Here is a 16,035-nt window from a genome sequence, read left to right as displayed (position 1 = left end):
ATGCATGGGGAGCGAGACAGGGACGGCTTCGATGATGCGCACCTCGATATTGAGTTTGGTCTGCCGCGCCCGGTCGGTGAGATGCTGTTTCCGGACATTTACATCGGCCTCGACATTGACCTGCTGGCGCCTGGCGATGGGATCGTCACGGATCGCCATCACGCGTCGGCGGATCGGTACGAGGCTGATGATCCGCAGAACCAAATCGCTGGACAGATTTCACCGTTTACCTTGTCGGGGTGGCTGCGTCATGGCTGTGAACGGGTGGTGCAGGCGGCGGGCGCGACGGCGTGCCATCCCGGCGAGGCGAACGCGGACTACATGTTGCAGGGTGTGTACGACCGCGATCTCGATGCGGGGTATCACGAGAAAGGGACCTGTATTGGTGAGAACGCCGATGACAATGCGGGCTGTGTTATCCACGACCTCTTCGGTGGGTTCGGCGACCGCGCGGGCCGCGTGATCCGCCGGCCGATCAGGTTCTCGCCGATTCGCCGCCAGGTGGACGTGACACAAGGCGAAGCGGAAGCGCACTACCGCCAACTGAACACGCAGGTTCGATCGCGCAACGCTGAGGACGAAGGCCAACCGTTGCGCCAAGCGACCAGGGACGTGGTCGGCAACCTGGTCGGGACGTGGCGACTGACGCTCCGCGAATTGAAGCCCGAATATGTGGGCCTGCTCGTCGAGGCCGTCGATTACCTGGATGCCCACAGTGACGACTACGAAATGCAACTCGGCGGGGCGCGGAATTTCGGCGGTGGCATCGCCGATGTTGAGGTGGTCAACCCGCTGTACACGGAGGCTGAACTTCGGCGGGTCTACAACCGCGCCCAAGATCCGACGAGCGCGATGGACACCAAGGACGACATCTGGCGTGACCAGTGCCGCGAGGAGTTCGTCCGCGCACTGCAGGCGCGGATAGCCGCCGGGGACGGCGACCTGCCGATGCCGACGGAGGAGGAGTCAGCGTGACCCGAGACGCTGACCGGTGTCCGGACTTGGATCCAGACCGAGACCCGAACCTCGAAGTGGACCCCGACCGCGCGTGTGCTCGGGACTGGCAGCCAGTCGACGCGCCCGAGCGCCGCCCGGAGCCGAAATGCGAGGACGAACCGGTGCAGCGGTCGCCAGACGCAGCGGACGATGCTTCTGGCCCCGGCCCTGACCCGGCGGCGCGAGTACACGACACCCACGAGTGCGACCACGCCGCGCGTCGGGCCGGTGGAGACGGTGAACCGGATGTCGGGGCTCGACATGGTTGATGGGCCGGCTTTCGAGGGCGAGAGGCGCCGCGAGGACGCGCCGACACGTGCCGACCCGATGGTGGCTGTCTATCGCCACGATGTCCACAAGCTGCGGCACAGGCGGCACGCCGCGGCGGCGGAGTCGTATGCGGGCGTCGCGGTGAACGAGACGGTGCCGTGCGGCGCGGATCGGGATGCGGCGTTGTTGAGTCGGCCGCGTGGGGAGCCCAAGCAGACGGTCGCCAATCACCGGTCGCCGTACCGGCTGTCGCTGCTGACGGGCGAGCCGGCTGTCGAGACGGACCGGATTCAGGCGGCTGCTGGTGGCGGGTTCCGCGATCTCGTGACATCCGACAACCCTGAACGCCTGCACGCGCGGTGGTTGACGAGCCGGGTTGCGGGGGCCTACAGTGAAGCCGTCCACTATCCGTACACGTCGGTGCAGTATCACACGCTGCTGACGGCGGCGGTGCTCGATACGTATCGGGCCGGGCACGCGTTCGCGGATCTGTGGCTGGTGGCGACGGCGTCGGACCGGGCCGTGGACACGTGCTCGGATCAGGGGGCACCTGTGTCCCGTGACCCGGGAGCGGCGCTGGCTGCTGACGAGGTCGAGCCCCATCGGACGGTCCTGTGGACGCCCGCGCTCGCGCTGCACGTAACGGCCGACCCGGGTAATCGACCGGCGGCGCGTCTTGGTGAGAAGCCGGCTCGCTCCTTCGCGGACACGTGGGCTCGCCTGTCCGCGCATCCGCTCGACACGGATGGCCGGCGGTGCTGGCGCCTTCTGGATGCGCAACTACGGCGCATTCGGGCGTGGTCGACGGCGCTCGCCTATAGTGCCGAGTACGTCACGGGCCACGGCGCAGCGTGTGACAGGGGTGCGTGACCGTGAGTCCCATCAACATCTCCAGACGAAACAATGCGGTGTGTGACCGATGACCACGATTCAGCAAGTGCTGTTCGAGTTGGAAACGGACTACATGGGCCACCCGTACTTTGTGTCGGGTCACGCGCTGTTCACCGCGTTGGCTCGCCGGGTGGATGCCCGGGCGCGGCAGGCGTTGCACGTGAGTACTGGCGTGTTCGTGCCCGGGGAGTACGGCTCGTACCCCGCCGAATACTCACAGGGGGGCGGCGTGCCGTACATGGGGACGGGACTGCGACCGGTCGAGACGTACGAGGATTTGTTCTTGTTCCGGGACGCGGCGCAGCGGTGGTTGCTGGACTCGCGGCCACGGGATGCACACAACACGCACGATCTTACCTCCCATGGTGGCCGGCAGGCGTTTGCGCCGGCGACGCGGTTCGGGCGGCCGCCTGAGAGTCGAAATACGAAGCGCACGATGCGCTGGTACGTGCACTGCTACCTGCACGTCGACGGGAGTGACGGGGATGTCCTTCCGCTTGCCGAGGAGGTACTGGATGGGCTGCGTGTCGGTGGCGGGCGCAACTACGGATTCGGGGAACTGTCGCTACAAGACACGCAGGTGATTGACTTGGATTCGCTCGATTACTCGCGGGTGCGGGAGGCGTCGTCGCTGCAGCTTGAACTGTTGTCGCCGTACGTGGTGGAGAGTGCGTGGCCGGGTGCTGACGGGCAGTCGGTGCCGTGGTGGTGGGCGACGGACGGTGGGCTGCGGCGGCGGACGACACGACTCGTCGACGGCGACGATGTGTACGATGTCGAGACGATCGATCACGGGCAAGTCGTCGGGTACGCCGGGGATGCCCCGGGTGAGACGGCACGTAACGGCGTGGTGCGCGTCGGGACGCATTCGCGGTTCGGGTTCGGCGAGTTTCGAGTGCGACCGGCTGGCGATGATCGGGTCGCAGCGCGTGGAGCTGCAGGAGGAGAGTAACGCGTGGTAGTCGGTGTCGAGAACGGCAGTCGGTGGCCAGTGCGATGCGTACTGCCCGGTGGGCGGACGGTGCGGAACGAGGGTGCGGAGTGTAGCGCTATCCCGTGGAGTGGCGGTGATACGACGCGAGGCGGTGCGAGGCGATGCGGCGGGCGATTGGAGGACTGAGTACTAATGACACGAATGCAGACGCGACCGAGTGACGAGGATGAATCGACAACCACTGAGACAGAGCACGGGGCGGCGGCGGAGACGGGCTCCGAGTGCTGTCACGAGACAGTGGATGCAGCGACCAGAGCGTCGATGCTCGCCGAGTATAAATATCGCTGTCAGACGTGTGGCCGGACGAGCCCGGCGAACGGGGGACTGGCAACCTTGCACGTCCACCATTTGACGCGTGAACCGGACGAGATAGACGAACACGACCCGGCGAATCTCACGGTGCTGTGCCGGATGTGTCATCACTGGCATCACCAGCAGGTGACCGAGGCTGACCTGCCTGTCACCATTACCGAGGCTGATCTGTGTGAGTTACTGCCGCGGGATCTCGAAATCCTGCGTATCCTTGCCGAGACGGGACCAGCAACGACTGGCGAGGTAACGGCTGAGCTGACGACTGACCCGACCGTGATGACCGTGCGAGAGCGGTTGTGGGTGCTGATGGGGCTCGATAACCGTGTGGCTGATCGGGAGCGACAACTCGTCGATCAAGACGTCGAGACCGGGCGGTGGGGGTTGGTCGGGCAGATCCACAACTCAGCACGTGGCCACATCGCTGATGACCCGCAGACACTGCTGCAGCGCATGGAAGATGAGCGAGTGCGGCAAGCCTTGGAGCGTGGCTGTGACCGGGCGACGATTGCCGATGTCCTCGATGTCACCGGTCGCACCACGTTCCACATGCAGAAACGAGCCTATGCGTACGATTTTCCGTTGGAGGCGCTCGATAGTCGGGGTGGGCGGCCGCCGACAGGGCCCGACGAAAGACAGCCGACAGCGGGTGCCGGTGGCAACGCGGGTCCGACGGGGAGCAACGGGGCGAGACAGTGACAACTGGTGTGGGTGTGCCACCTCATGGGTGCGGTGTGGGGTTGTGGTTCGTTCGCTGGATGCGTAAAAAGATGGAAAACTACTCGCTGGAAAGACGAATGAAGGAGGACTCGTCAGGATTCAGTTGCCACGGGCGGCAACTGGTGGACAGAGTTGAGTTGGCCATTGGAACAGCATCGCAATATAACAATCTGTTGTATACTTTATAACCATAATAAGAATATTTATATACGGGAGTTCCATCGGGTACGGTATTAATGAGCCGACTTCTCTCGGCTATTCGTCAACTGTTCTCTGCTGGTTCTGAATCCGAGCCGGTTGACCCGGATGCAATTTTACATGGAACTGAAGAGGACGATGGAGTTATCAAAGTAGCTACTGAACTGTCAGCGTGGCAGGAATCGTATCTTGAGAACTATGTCGACTATCTCACAGTCTACGAAGCACTGGATACGTATGAAACGGCCTCTGCTGCCATGGATCAGTTGGAGCCGTTGTTGAGTGATTTGGACAATCAGAATGAAGACGTCGTAGACGCTGCAGAAACTTTAGAAGGGGATCTTCAGCAAGTACTGGATTTCATCGAAAGCCGGGAAGAGTACAACGAGGCATGGATTGATGAGATGACACAACAGTATGGTGCCGAACTGAATGACTTCTTTGAGGATCCCGAAGCCGAGCACACGAATCAGCAGTTTCGTGCGATTTTTTCGAACGACAATTTTAATCGAGTGAATGCTGCTGCCGGGACTGGAAAAACAACGACGTTCGGTCGTCGTGTCCATTTTATCTTGTCGGAATTTGACAACCTTGCAGCGACCGATCTCTTAGCGATTACCTTCACTCGACCCGGTCGTGAGGAGATGAAGAAAGAACTTGATGAGACATTTGATATTACTGGCGTAGATGTCCGCACGGTTAACTCGTACAGTAAATCGGTTGCTGAGGAGCACTACCCGGATTTGGATTTTATTGTTGATGAGGCAAAAGATACTGAAATTGCGCGGATCTGGCGGTCGATCAATCAGACCGAGCAGTTTGCAGATACCTACGAGACGTTTCTTGAGGCGTGGAAAGACTCACGGTATGATCCGAATGATGTGGATGCAGTGAACGGTGTGTACGAATCTCACGATAGTAAAGCCACTCTCACGGTCCAAGCAGAGGAAGTTGAGATCGATGATATTCCAGAGGAAGCCATCGCCCACAAGGCCATTGCTCGAGTACTCACATCGCTTGAACTGGAGTACGATTATCAGACTCATCTCAAGTGGGCTTCATCGCCGACAGGTGGTTATGTCATAGACTTCGAGCTTGTTGAACCAATCAACGGTGAACGGGTCTATATCGAATACTGTCCATCAGAGGAGACGAAAGATACCCGGCCTGGCTATCGAAACTCCAACAGCGAGAAGCCAGAGACGATTCAGCGTATTTTTACGCAAAACGAGCAACTGGACGGGGACCCATCTGGGAAGATTGTTATTACGCTTGATGGGGGCGATATTCTTCGAGATCCGGCCGATGAGTTGAATTGGGGCGACGATCGAGTCACGGACAGGTTCGCTACGAACGTCCAATCCAGTCTCGAAACAGAACTACAGCAACGAGGTATCGACGTTGCTGACCGCACCACAGGACAGGATCTGCGTGATTACGTATACGACCGGAAAATTCTTTATCACGATATCGTTGAGTCTGTTAAAAGTTTCATCAACCAAGCCCGGGTCCGCGAGTGGGATCCCGAAGAAGCTGAGCGAAAAGTTACAGAGTATTTAGATGATCAGGGTGATGATGTAGACCCAGGTGTCCGCGAGTTCACTACCCTCGCGTTGGCGGCATATCGGAAGTTCACTGGAGTGTTCGATAATCGTACTAAGACCGATTTTCACGGCTCACTCGTGCTTGCGAGAGAACTGCTGAAAGATGGCAAGGTAAGCGAGGAGTTTCTGTACAAGCACGTCTTTGTTGATGAGATGCAGGACTTGAATCGCCTCCAGTTTGGTATCGTGAAGCAGCTCGCCAAACAGCAGGAAAACGTTAGAACATTTGGTGTTGGTGATGACTGGCAGAGCATCTTCGGGTTTCAGGGTGCCAGACCGGATCTGTTTATCAATTTCGGGGAAGAGCTCGACGCTGGGACGTATGCGGACTTCGATGCCGAGCCAGTAGAGATGTTTAGCGATGAAAACCCGATATTAGCTGAATTTGACGCGTATGTGGATACTCGAATGGAGGACAATTATCGGTGCCCAGATTCGGTTGTCAACGCCAGCAACACCGTAATCAAAAACAACGAAGTTCGAACAGAGAAAGACCCGAGTGGGCGCTCAGGCGGAGAGATGATAGACGTTCATCATCTAGGGTGTGACTTGTTTCCAAACAAACTGAATCAATCGATGGAACAGAAGATTTCGTCTCTGATACGGCACTCACCGTACGATCCTGGGGAGACACAGGTTTTGTTACGACAAAAAGACGGCGACCCTTCGTTCTATTACCCCCTCAAAGACACTCTTCCGGACGCTGTTGATATCCGAACGGCACACAACTCGAAGGGGTCCGAAGCAGAGCACGTCATTATCCCGAAAGTCATTGAGACCGGTGGGTATCCGAGTATCCAGTCGGACAAGTGGGTTCGTCCAGTTAAGCACCCACCCAAAATATACGAAGAGCATGGTGTCAGTTACCAGTTAGAAGAAGAGCGACGGTTGTTTTATGTCGCGCTCACCAGGGCCAAATCACAACTGGATGTCCTCACTGTTCAGGGTGGGGAATCTGTCTTTATTGATGAACTTCCGAATGCACTGTGTGATCATCTACGACCCCTCTCAGAGGACGAACTGGAAGAAGTTGCGGATAGTGAACTCCGAAAAAGAGTCGAGGGGAAACTCGTCGCGCAGTATAATCAAGGGTACGCGACGTTCGAGTGGGACGGTCGAGGGCTGATTGATTTGAACCTATATGATGCGACAGATGCTCAGTATGCCCAGGTACAAGAGCTTATAGATGGTGATGAAACAGTCACGCTTGACAACTGCGGTATCCAGTACCGATCGACTGCGAACGACGATTCAGACGCAGTCAGACTGCAACTCCAACTAGATAAGAATGTCTCAATCGCTACCAATTGAGTTGATCGATAAATAGAGGTGGCTTGTCTGTGTGTGAGTTACGTGATTGGGTAATGATACGTACCGGGTCTTGAAGTTTTTAATTTAATCATCGAACCGCCGAACCGACTTATTGTGCCTATTTATATTGTCATTAGTGAAAAAGTATGTTTGCCTCTTTTCAGACTTCGAGTTCCTTTTTAAATGGCAGTATCCTGAACCGTTCACCGCCACGAGAGGGGACGAACGATTCCGTTACTTTTTCGCCCGGGTCAAGCGCCATAGTGATACCATCTGGGAGGAATACCCAATTAGATGCTGTTGGCCTGGAGGCATAGAATTGCCCAGCTCCGTAGAAAGTACCAGCACCTTCACCTATGTTCTTCACTGTCAGATTTATGACTGCAGTACCGTCATCTTGTTCTGATACGGTAGCACTCTCCAGTTCAAATTCAGGTACTGCAGGTGACTCTTGAATTGTATCAAAGAGAATATCTTCACTATTACCCCACAGAGATAGTGTCATTGTTGCCTCTGTTATCTTGGTTTCTTCAATTTCCTGAATGACAACTAATTCCTTTGTTTGGTCAGTATCAATGTAGTTATCACCAAACAGTTCTTTATTTTCACCGACGTCGAGGGGATCTCGAATCCTGTCAGAGGTTATCGTCTGGCCCGACCTCACAATTATATTTGCATTTCCGAAGCCATTATTCGCCTGGGTTCGACCAAAGCCGACTGTTTTCTCGCCGCTCGTATTTTCGATATGAAATCGATGGACAACGAAAATATTGCCGTCTTCAGCTTGGATAAGACCAGTAGCCTCTTCAGAGAACATACCGATTCCACCTTCCTCGGTTTGATAGTGAATGGCCCGCCGATACTCTGGTTTGAGTGCTCTGATTTCAAAATGACCGATTTCCGAGGAGACCACGTCGCCGACGTTGAGTTGCTTGGGTTTAACATCAATCTGTGGATTGAACGATGGATGTGCAACCGCGTTTGATTTGATCGTCCAATTACCCCCTGCGTTTACTCGCATGGATACCCGTATTGATTTCCATTCGCCTGATTCAATCTCTGGGAGGTCAGTAGAGACAGGTTCTGGTACATTAACTGTCGGCGAAAATGGATCGTCTGAATTGTTTCCGAACTTCATCCCCAATTCGATAGTCTGATCAGAAATAGGAGAGCCACCTGCGTTGCCAATTGCTAACTTGAGTTCGAACTCGTCGAGGAACTCAATGGAAGACGATTCTGGGATGGTGTATGCTAGAAGGATTGGAGTCGGCTGTGCTGACTCGTCTACACTGAATTCTGGTACGTCTTTTGCTGAAAATCCGGTGTCATTCCCGCTACCGAAACAGCCTGCGATTAGACCAGTACCGGCCGCAATGCCGGTTAGACATGATCGCCGGGTGATTGAAATCTCAGTACTACTCGTATTTTCAGCTGGATTATGATTACACATTGTTTGGTTTAATATTATTTACGAATGATTCGGATTGTAGCACTCATCTCCGAGAAGGGAAAGTGCAGATTGGACGAGTTCGGTATAGTACTCGCGGTACTGAATGAGTTCATCAGTGCACAGTGCGGATTGCTTGAATAGCCGTCGCACTTGAGCTATGTCGTGACGCGTCCACCACACAAGATGGTTGACAAGAGCGAGTCGGGCACGCCGGGGCGTGTCATATACCCGCTTTATTACCGTTGACTCCCATCCCTCCTCAAACAACAATTTGAATTTTCGACCGTTTGCCGCGTTCCCGGCCTTCTCTACTAGTTCTGTATCCCCAAGGACTGAGGTGCCTATTTCAGGTGTTTCACTTGGCATGCATAGTAACCAAGGAGCGGGTGTATAATAAAAAATATCAATTTTCAAATATGTCACAAAATACAATACCGAAAACCACTGCGAGAGCAGAGGGATTTACACATCTGTAATCAATCAAGCGTGTCAGGTGATCTGTAGAAAAGTCAAGCATTTCAATGACACCTCTTTGTGATAGAATGCGTCTGTGTTGTCTCCCTTGTCAGAGAGCGGTTTGACGTTGGAGATAAAGCCGTATCAAACAGCGAGCGCACGCGAACTCTAGGGATGGCGTGCAGTTTCGCTTCACGCGATGAGATTGCAGTAACGTAAACCCGATACAATCTTATACTGGTCAGTGTCGATAAGTTGATCGAGAGTCAGGTTCTTTCGGAGGCAAGGATATATTGAACTCGTTCATCAACAGAGGAGTGTGCGTTTGCCAATATAAGATTCCCAAATAATGTGTTGTACAGATCCCAGGCCAATCCAATAACACCAAGGTAGTGGTCTGAACCCATCAACTCGGGACTATTATCTGAGAATACCTTCTCTGCGGCATAGCGTGTTTCTTGTGCTTCTATACGCCGAAGGGTCCTGATAACTGTTTGAGTCCCCACCTGGTCTGCAGCGTACAGATCTGCTTGGCGTTCAATCCGTGGAAAATCAAAAATAATCATACCTGTACTCTTTCCGCCGACAAGGAGGCCTAAGAGAGAAGCTAGAAAGCTTCGTAACGGATCACGGTTTTTCAAATGGTACGACTCATGAGCAATCACTGCTTGTAATTCATCATCGTCAAGCAATTCAAGTAATCCTTTTGTGATCAAAATGGACTGTTTCCCTTGTAGGCTTGTGCGTGCCGAGGCATGCAATGACGATGAATCTATAATCCGAATTGGTGTCTCAGTGTCAATATTAAGATGGGTCGTATCGTTGGATAACGCTATTTGAGACCTGATAGTTGTATAAATGTGCCAGGTCCAGAGAATGAAAAGCATCAAGAGCGGTATTGAGACTACAAGAATAAGACTCCAAGCAAGTATGCTTGGAAGAGGCAGGCCCGCCTGGGCGATTTGATTTCTTACCGGCTTAACCGAAGTCGGCCAAGCATCAAACACCCAGCGATCGCTTAGAAAAAATAGGGTAAAGGCTAGAAGACAAATATTTTGAAGTACGAGTAGTCCGCCCCATGCTATTCTGGCTAATAGAGATTCGATCGGTTCATTTGGAGCAGTCTGCGATTGGGCCACCAAGACGAATTGACGCGTCAATTTGAGATATGAGATTGATAGGAAAATCATACCGCCTACCAGAGCACTGGTAGCAAAAAGGAAGGTATTTAATGGAAGTCTTGTAGCAAACTCATACAATAACGCAAGACCGCCAGCTACCAAAAACAAGGGAAGAGACGCTAAAACGGAAACAGCTCCAATTGGCCATTGGCGTCGTAACTCCATCATTTGCGGGACAGTGTGATAGGCAAAAATAGCGAACATGAATACAGCCATTACGAGAATAGGTATCCGAAATGGCCCCGTCCCTGCAGCGTAAACAAGTCCTGTGAGCCATCCAACAAGCGGGATAAGTACCACAGGTGTGACCTGAATTTCATTCGTGTCCATGAGTCCCTGGACTGGAAAATAGCCTTGAAAAGAATTTAATAAGCTAGGAACTAGTGGGAATACGACAATGCCAAGACAAAGTACCATCATAAATAGCAAAAAATATTGGGATAAATGCAATATACGGGCAACGAGGATTAAAAGAGTTGCACTAATTCCAATTAGAGTATAGGGGACACTAGTCCGTATGTTGAGAGTCACATCACTGGTTGACTTATCAATTACAATCACAAGTGTGTACAGCCGGATTATTGTTGTAGTCCATGTATAAATAGAATCAGAGTCAGAGGTCGACGGTGAGCCTAACAACTGATTTAATTCACTCCGTACCAATTTCCACGGCCTGTTGAGTGTCCCTGCTACCGATACGAGTTTCATGGAGATGGGAGAAATGCGGGAAGCTCAAATACGGATTGATCAAGATCGTCACTGCCATCTGATTCAGTAATTACCTCACTGGCCTCGCGGGGAAGCAACTGCTGGAGTTGCGGATTCGAAAGAACGAAGACTGCTGGATTGTCTTGTTCGAGCATCTCAGTATACGCCATATAGTTTACTCGCGTACCTTCAAAGAAATGGGATTTGACCTTGTCATCCATGCTACCCGGAATCCGGATCCGTCCCGGCCCGTTGTCTATAGTGTCAATATCATAGATTTTGGTTCGTTCAATATCAACATAATTCGACTCTCTGAGGGGATAATTCGAGAGAATTATATAGTCACCATTACGCTCGTAATTCCAGTGGATAGATGGACCGTGAACTTCGTGATCGTATCCAACGGAATTGAGAACCTCTCTTGGCATCGGTATGTTCCCTCCTGCTTGTACTTTTTCTTGAATAAATAATTCCCATCCTTGTATCATAAGAACATATTATGGTATCTATTTTACAGGGATGTAAAAACTCCTATATCTGTTTTTAATTTGACTAATAATCTAATTTTAGTCCTGTGTATAAATTATAATATTAATATTTATTTCATTAGTAACATAATATGTCTACGATTAGTACCCTCGTACTCACTAATTGAAAGACACTGGACAAAGCCAGAATACAAACGGTCGATATCACCAAATAAAAACAGACGCAGGTGGCATGTCTATTACCGACAGCTAATGGTTTGTCTATTTGATTATCTGGGTCCGGTTCAACAGGACTGTTCAGGCGTGCAATCACAGAATGTGAGTGATAACAGGTAGTCGAAAGGTGGTGACTCAATTGTAGGTGAGGTCAGTCATGGATTCCGACAACAGTGCGACGATTGGTTCCCTTTTGAGTCAAATGCGATGTTTGAGTCATCCGGTAACAGAAGTGTATGATCTGTGAATTAACTATACGTGTCTACTATTTCGGTGAATTGAATTACATGTATCGAAACAGTATTACACTGTAAATATTAATTATTCCCAACTACATCACTATGGGTAATAAGCCAATTATTGGTATTGACTTGGGAACGACAAATAGCGCGGTAGCTGTCCATGAAGATGACCGCGTTAATGTGCTCGCGAACAGTATTGGGGAGCGAACGACACCGTCAGTTGTTTCTTTCACCGATTCAGGTGACGTACTTGTCGGACGGGAAGCAGTCAACCGAGCCGTTCAATACCCTGATCGGACCATCTACTCTATCAAACGTCGAATGGGTGAGGACGGAACACGTTTCGAAGTTGACGGCCAGTCATATCGCCCGGAGGAGATCTCGGCACTTATTCTTTCAAAATTAGTTCAGGATGCGTCTGCCAACCTTGGTACGCAGGTTGATGAAGCAGTAATAACAGTTCCAGCATACTTTACAAATCGCCAACGTGCGGCTACCAAACGTGCAGGCAAATTAGCTGGCCTCACTGTTCGACGGTTACTGAACGAACCCACAGCAGCCTGTCTCGCGCACGGGCTTCGTCAAGAGCACGATAAGACCGTTTTAGTGTATGATCTCGGAGGGGGTACGTTTGACGTCTCTGTTGTTGATATAAATGACGGCGTCTTTGAGGTCATTGCAACAGATGGTCTCTCGGACCACGGTGGAGAAGACTGGGAGAATCAGATCGTAGGCCAGATTCTCGGACTGATTGAAGACGATACCGGGCGCTGTCTTGAAGACGATACAGTGGCAATGCAGCGGATCTGGGACGCAGCCCAGCAGGCCAAACACGACCTGACGTCACGGTCAAAGACGACAATTAGCATTCCGTATCTCATCACAGAGCCGACGGAGTATTCTTTTGAGGAGACTCTAACAAGAGATGTATTCAAGCAGATAACCGAAAATCTGCTCGAAGAGACCATTGAAACCTGCAAGGAGGTAATGGAGGCATCGGGACTATCGCACAGCGATCTTGACGAAGTACTTCTCGTCGGTGGGGCAACGCGGATGCCTCAGGTTGCAGACCGGCTCACTCACTTCTTCGGCCAGGAGCCCGCACAGACTGTCCATCCCAACGAGGTGGTTGCTGAGGGTGCGGCCGTTCAGGCCTCAATTGTTTCACGTTCGCTCCCGACTGGAGCAAAAGCTGAAACTCTCTCAACAGATAGCACGGACAACGTTTCAGCGTCTGTTGCCGGTGGGAACCAAGGCCGCTCGTTACCGACTGCCCCTGAAGATGTCGTTTTAATCGATGTGGTCGGTCAGACACTTGGAGTGGACGCGCGAATTGATGGCGTAGATGATCGGTTCTCACGCCACATCCCGCGTAATAGTTCGACACCCGCAAAGGCAACTGAAGAGTACGTCACGATCTCCGATAATCAGACATCGATGAATTTTAAGGTATACCAAGGGGAGTCAGAAGTTGCCTCAGAAAATACGTTCCTCGATAAATTCACCGTCGGCAATATCCCACCCGCACCAAAAGGTCAGATGACGGTTCGCGTTGAGTTCCACCTCGATCAAGACGGTATTCTTCACGTTGAGGCAGAGAACATGGCTAGGGGCAATACAGAGACAATCACTGTGACCTCGGAAATCGAGTTTACCCAGCAGGAACTTGAGCAGATGGAAAACGGGTTACCTGAGGTGCGGTAACAACCGATGTCTGAGGAAGACACCGTAACAAAATCACACCTTCGCGAGATTCTTAATCTCGACGAGGATCATTCTGACGCCGATGTCAAAGCCGCATGGCGTTCATGGATGAAAAAAGAAAGCCCCGACGTTGTCCGTGGCAATGGGGCCACCGAAGCTGTCGTCCGTGAAGCCTCAAAAAGAGCCAGTGACATTAATCTTGCTCGCGAGGTTCTCCTCGGTGAACGACAGCTGAAACCCATTGATTCACTCAACGGAGATTGGGATATAACTGTCGGGACCGATACCGGACGGTCGTCTCACACAGACTCCGAAACCACGAACGACACCGATGGAGATTCGTCGTCAACAGCCCAGGATTCAGATACCTGGTCGTCAGAGGACGGTGATGAACGCTTTTCAACTAACCAATCAGCCGAGAGTCGTGATCGGACCGAGAATGTCGTTGAGGAGGAAGTAACGTCAAATAAGTCCGATACTCAAAAAAGTACATCGTGGACGTCATGGTCGCTGTTTGGTGACGACGGCATTATCGCCATGCTGGGTGGACTTCTTGTTATTTGTTGGATTTTGGGCGCTATTAGTTCATTCTATCTTATGGCGGTACTGTCATTATTTGCCCCGTTTGAAGATTCGATAGTTTCAACAGAGGTTTCAATTCTTATACTCGCTGGATTCGCGATCCCGTCAGTTCTTTTCAGAGAAGCTATGCGATGGGTATTCACGGGTATGGCTGTAATATGGTCCGTAGTCGTCGTCTATGCGATATTCGGGACGGACACCGTCCCAGTATCAGAATCGCTGTTCGTCGGTATTGCCTTCTGGGCACCCGTAATCATACTCACTGTGTACCAAAAAGCTACACTCTTGATCGATAGAGAATAATCAGCAGTGATGGGGAAAGGTCAGTTCCAGTGAGACAGCTCGGATGACCGCTTTTTTTGAGTGTTGTTTCGTCGAAGGAGCGAATCGTCTTTTCACAGCTAGAATATCGATGGATATTGAAGATCGATTATCCTCTATGTATTGTAGTCACCTATCTATGACACTGACTGTTCATTTGTGCTACCAGCGTACGACTGTAAAAATAGCAGGTATATCATATTTTAAGTCTCAATGTCAGAACTGCGCTCAACGAGTGAGGCGATACTTGCACGGCTTGACGACAACGATCCAACCGTCAGGGGTAATATCCTCTTGACGATTACGGCCCTCTCGCAGTGGTATCCACAAGATTTCGGTGATGGGAGCAATCTCATGGTTGCATCCCTTTCATCGGAAACTCATAGTGATTGTTGCGAGTCTTTACCGCCACAGTGGAAGAAAATGTCGGACAGGCGCCGTGAAACATCGATATCTGTGACGTGGTCGCGAAAATAACCGCAACAATCACTATCAAATGGAGCGGATCGCCGCAGCAAGTGCCTTGACCCAACTCGCGTACTATCGTCCTGATCTAGTAACACCCCGAGAACAAGCCTTGAATGGATTGCAGCAGGTCCGTGAGCGGGATTCACTCGACGATCACGAGGATTATTTCCTCGAATCGAACCAACTCGAAAGTGCAATCCAATCGCTTGAAGGTGGAGACATGGCGAGTCGGTCACTCGAAGACGACCTTGTCCCGATGGGCAAGTGGGCGCCGCTCAGCAAACCAGCGCGAGTCGGAGTGAATGCAGTACTCTGGGTTCCGCTTGCCGTCGCCTCGGTGTTCTTCTGGTTCTGGCGCTTTTTTAAGATGCTCATCCATTTGAAACCCAGAGCAAGAACTCCTGAGGGCAGACTCAGAGTGTTGATTGGAGCCTCGCTCAACTATCTCACACACCTCCCATTGTTGTATCCGCTTGCCCGTGGACGGTTGTACATTCGGCAATCACCAATCGCAACAGCGACACGGCTTCTGCCAGGCGGCACAACGCCAAAGAAGGCAGATATATCAGCGGATGTACCTCCGTATCCGGAGGACTGGGGAACCATCGCCACACTTGTTCGTCAGCGTGACGGGCATCAGTGTCGCAACTGTGGCGCGGTTGGTGGCCCACGCGATGGGAACGCCGAATTACACGTTGATCATCAAGTCCCACGGAGTCAGGGCGGTCCAGATGACCCGATCAATCTACGAACGCTCTGTCGTGGCTGTCACGAAGCACGCCATGGTAGAAGATTTGAGGTACGTGTTTACTCCGAGGACTCAACGGCCGGCACAGCCTGATCTCGTGAAAGCATCTCGTTGTTTTGGGCGACTCGCTTGAGTTCGTCGTAGGGATTGCGTCCCTGCTGGCGCCACGTCGCCAGCA

Annotated in this window: 13 protein-coding genes; 9 read left to right on the top strand and 4 right to left on the bottom strand. The window is 52.3% G+C overall.

Annotated features, from left to right (window positions below; all coding sequences use genetic code 11):
* The 6 genes from EOW68_RS16200 to EOW68_RS16175 all read left to right on the top strand — a co-directional run bounded on the left by EOW68_RS16200 (position 1) and on the right by EOW68_RS16175 (position 7,293).
* On the top strand, positions 1–975 hold the full coding sequence (locus EOW68_RS16200; RefSeq protein ID WP_128226210.1) for a hypothetical protein: 975 nt from the start codon (positions 1–3) through the stop codon (positions 973–975).
* Positions 972–1,265: a hypothetical protein gene (locus tag EOW68_RS16195; RefSeq protein WP_128226209.1), complete on the top strand. Its 294-nt coding sequence runs from the start codon at positions 972–974 to the stop codon at positions 1,263–1,265. Before EOW68_RS16200 ends, EOW68_RS16195 begins: the two co-directional genes overlap by 4 nt.
* Positions 1,243–2,136, top strand: a complete 894-nt coding sequence (locus tag EOW68_RS16190; RefSeq protein ID WP_431358999.1) for a DUF8168 family protein — start codon at positions 1,243–1,245, stop codon at positions 2,134–2,136. Before EOW68_RS16195 ends, EOW68_RS16190 begins: the two co-directional genes overlap by 23 nt.
* Before the next feature lie 49 nt (positions 2,137–2,185).
* Positions 2,186–3,109, top strand: a complete 924-nt coding sequence (locus EOW68_RS16185) for a hypothetical protein (RefSeq protein WP_128226208.1) — start codon at positions 2,186–2,188, stop codon at positions 3,107–3,109.
* 174 nt (positions 3,110–3,283) lie between these two features.
* Positions 3,284–4,159 carry an HNH endonuclease gene (locus EOW68_RS16180; protein ID WP_128226207.1) on the top strand — a complete coding sequence of 292 codons (876 nt, stop codon included), beginning with the start codon at positions 3,284–3,286 and terminating at the stop codon, positions 4,157–4,159.
* Between the two features lie 257 nt (positions 4,160–4,416).
* Complete coding sequence (locus EOW68_RS16175) at positions 4,417–7,293, top strand: UvrD-helicase domain-containing protein (protein WP_128226206.1); 2,877 nt, start codon at positions 4,417–4,419, stop codon at positions 7,291–7,293.
* A 160-nt stretch (positions 7,294–7,453) separates the two neighbouring features.
* On the opposite strand, the gene EOW68_RS16170 is transcribed toward EOW68_RS16175, so the two are convergent.
* From EOW68_RS16170 to EOW68_RS16160, 4 genes are all read right to left on the bottom strand, one after another.
* Positions 7,454–8,743, bottom strand: coding sequence for a hypothetical protein (locus tag EOW68_RS16170; protein WP_128226205.1), 1,290 nt, complete (start codon positions 8,741–8,743; stop codon positions 7,454–7,456).
* An 18-nt stretch (positions 8,744–8,761) separates the two neighbouring features.
* Positions 8,762–9,109 carry a phage NrS-1 polymerase family protein gene (locus EOW68_RS18920; RefSeq protein ID WP_431358998.1) on the bottom strand — a complete coding sequence of 116 codons (348 nt, stop codon included), beginning with the start codon at positions 9,107–9,109 and terminating at the stop codon, positions 8,762–8,764.
* A 356-nt stretch (positions 9,110–9,465) separates the two neighbouring features.
* On the bottom strand, positions 9,466–10,710 hold the full coding sequence (locus EOW68_RS16165) for a M48 family metalloprotease (RefSeq protein ID WP_431358997.1): 1,245 nt from the start codon (positions 10,708–10,710) through the stop codon (positions 9,466–9,468).
* A gap of 374 nt (positions 10,711–11,084) precedes the next feature.
* Complete coding sequence (locus EOW68_RS16160; RefSeq protein ID WP_128226203.1) at positions 11,085–11,516, bottom strand: hypothetical protein; 432 nt, start codon at positions 11,514–11,516, stop codon at positions 11,085–11,087.
* A 617-nt stretch (positions 11,517–12,133) separates the two neighbouring features.
* Between EOW68_RS16160 and EOW68_RS16155 the strand changes: the two genes are divergently transcribed.
* The 3 genes from EOW68_RS16155 (at position 12,134) to EOW68_RS16145 (ending at position 15,950) form a co-directional block, all read left to right on the top strand.
* Entirely contained in the window at positions 12,134–13,738 is a 1,605-nt protein-coding gene (locus tag EOW68_RS16155; protein ID WP_128226202.1) for an Hsp70 family protein, read from the top strand.
* Between the two features lie 6 nt (positions 13,739–13,744).
* Positions 13,745–14,623: a J domain-containing protein gene (locus tag EOW68_RS16150; protein WP_128226201.1), complete on the top strand. Its 879-nt coding sequence runs from the start codon at positions 13,745–13,747 to the stop codon at positions 14,621–14,623.
* Positions 14,624–15,137: 514 nt separating this feature from the next.
* On the top strand, positions 15,138–15,950 hold the full coding sequence (locus EOW68_RS16145) for an HNH endonuclease (RefSeq protein ID WP_128226200.1): 813 nt from the start codon (positions 15,138–15,140) through the stop codon (positions 15,948–15,950).
* The last annotated feature ends 85 nt before the right edge of the window (positions 15,951–16,035 follow it).

This window comes from Halovenus amylolytica (assembly GCA_004015825.1).
Classification (GTDB): Archaea; Halobacteriota; Halobacteria; order Halobacteriales; family Haloarculaceae; genus Halovenus; species Halovenus amylolytica.
This window is presented reverse-complemented; position numbering and strand designations above follow the sequence as displayed.

Excerpts from the sequence above, each read along its gene's own strand:
- EOW68_RS16200 (WP_128226210.1), top strand. The coding sequence starts at position 1 with ATGCATGGGGAGCGAGACAGGGACGGCTTCGATGATGCGCACCTCGAT.
- EOW68_RS16190 (WP_431358999.1), top strand. The coding sequence starts at position 1,243 with ATGTCGGGGCTCGACATGGTTGATGGGCCGGCTTTCGAGGGCGAGAGG.
- EOW68_RS16185 (WP_128226208.1), top strand. The coding sequence starts at position 2,186 with ATGACCACGATTCAGCAAGTGCTGTTCGAGTTGGAAACGGACTACATG.
- EOW68_RS16180 (WP_128226207.1), top strand. The coding sequence starts at position 3,284 with ATGACACGAATGCAGACGCGACCGAGTGACGAGGATGAATCGACAACC.
- EOW68_RS16175 (WP_128226206.1), top strand. The coding sequence starts at position 4,417 with ATGAGCCGACTTCTCTCGGCTATTCGTCAACTGTTCTCTGCTGGTTCT.
- EOW68_RS16170 (WP_128226205.1), bottom strand. The coding sequence starts at position 8,743 with ATGTGTAATCATAATCCAGCTGAAAATACGAGTAGTACTGAGATTTCA.
- EOW68_RS18920 (WP_431358998.1), bottom strand. The coding sequence starts at position 9,109 with ATGCCAAGTGAAACACCTGAAATAGGCACCTCAGTCCTTGGGGATACA.
- EOW68_RS16165 (WP_431358997.1), bottom strand. The coding sequence starts at position 10,710 with ATGGACACGAATGAAATTCAGGTCACACCTGTGGTACTTATCCCGCTT.
- EOW68_RS16160 (WP_128226203.1), bottom strand. The coding sequence starts at position 11,516 with ATGCCAAGAGAGGTTCTCAATTCCGTTGGATACGATCACGAAGTTCAC.
- EOW68_RS16155 (WP_128226202.1), top strand. The coding sequence starts at position 12,134 with ATGGGTAATAAGCCAATTATTGGTATTGACTTGGGAACGACAAATAGC.
- EOW68_RS16150 (WP_128226201.1), top strand. The coding sequence starts at position 13,745 with ATGTCTGAGGAAGACACCGTAACAAAATCACACCTTCGCGAGATTCTT.
- EOW68_RS16145 (WP_128226200.1), top strand. The coding sequence starts at position 15,138 with ATGGAGCGGATCGCCGCAGCAAGTGCCTTGACCCAACTCGCGTACTAT.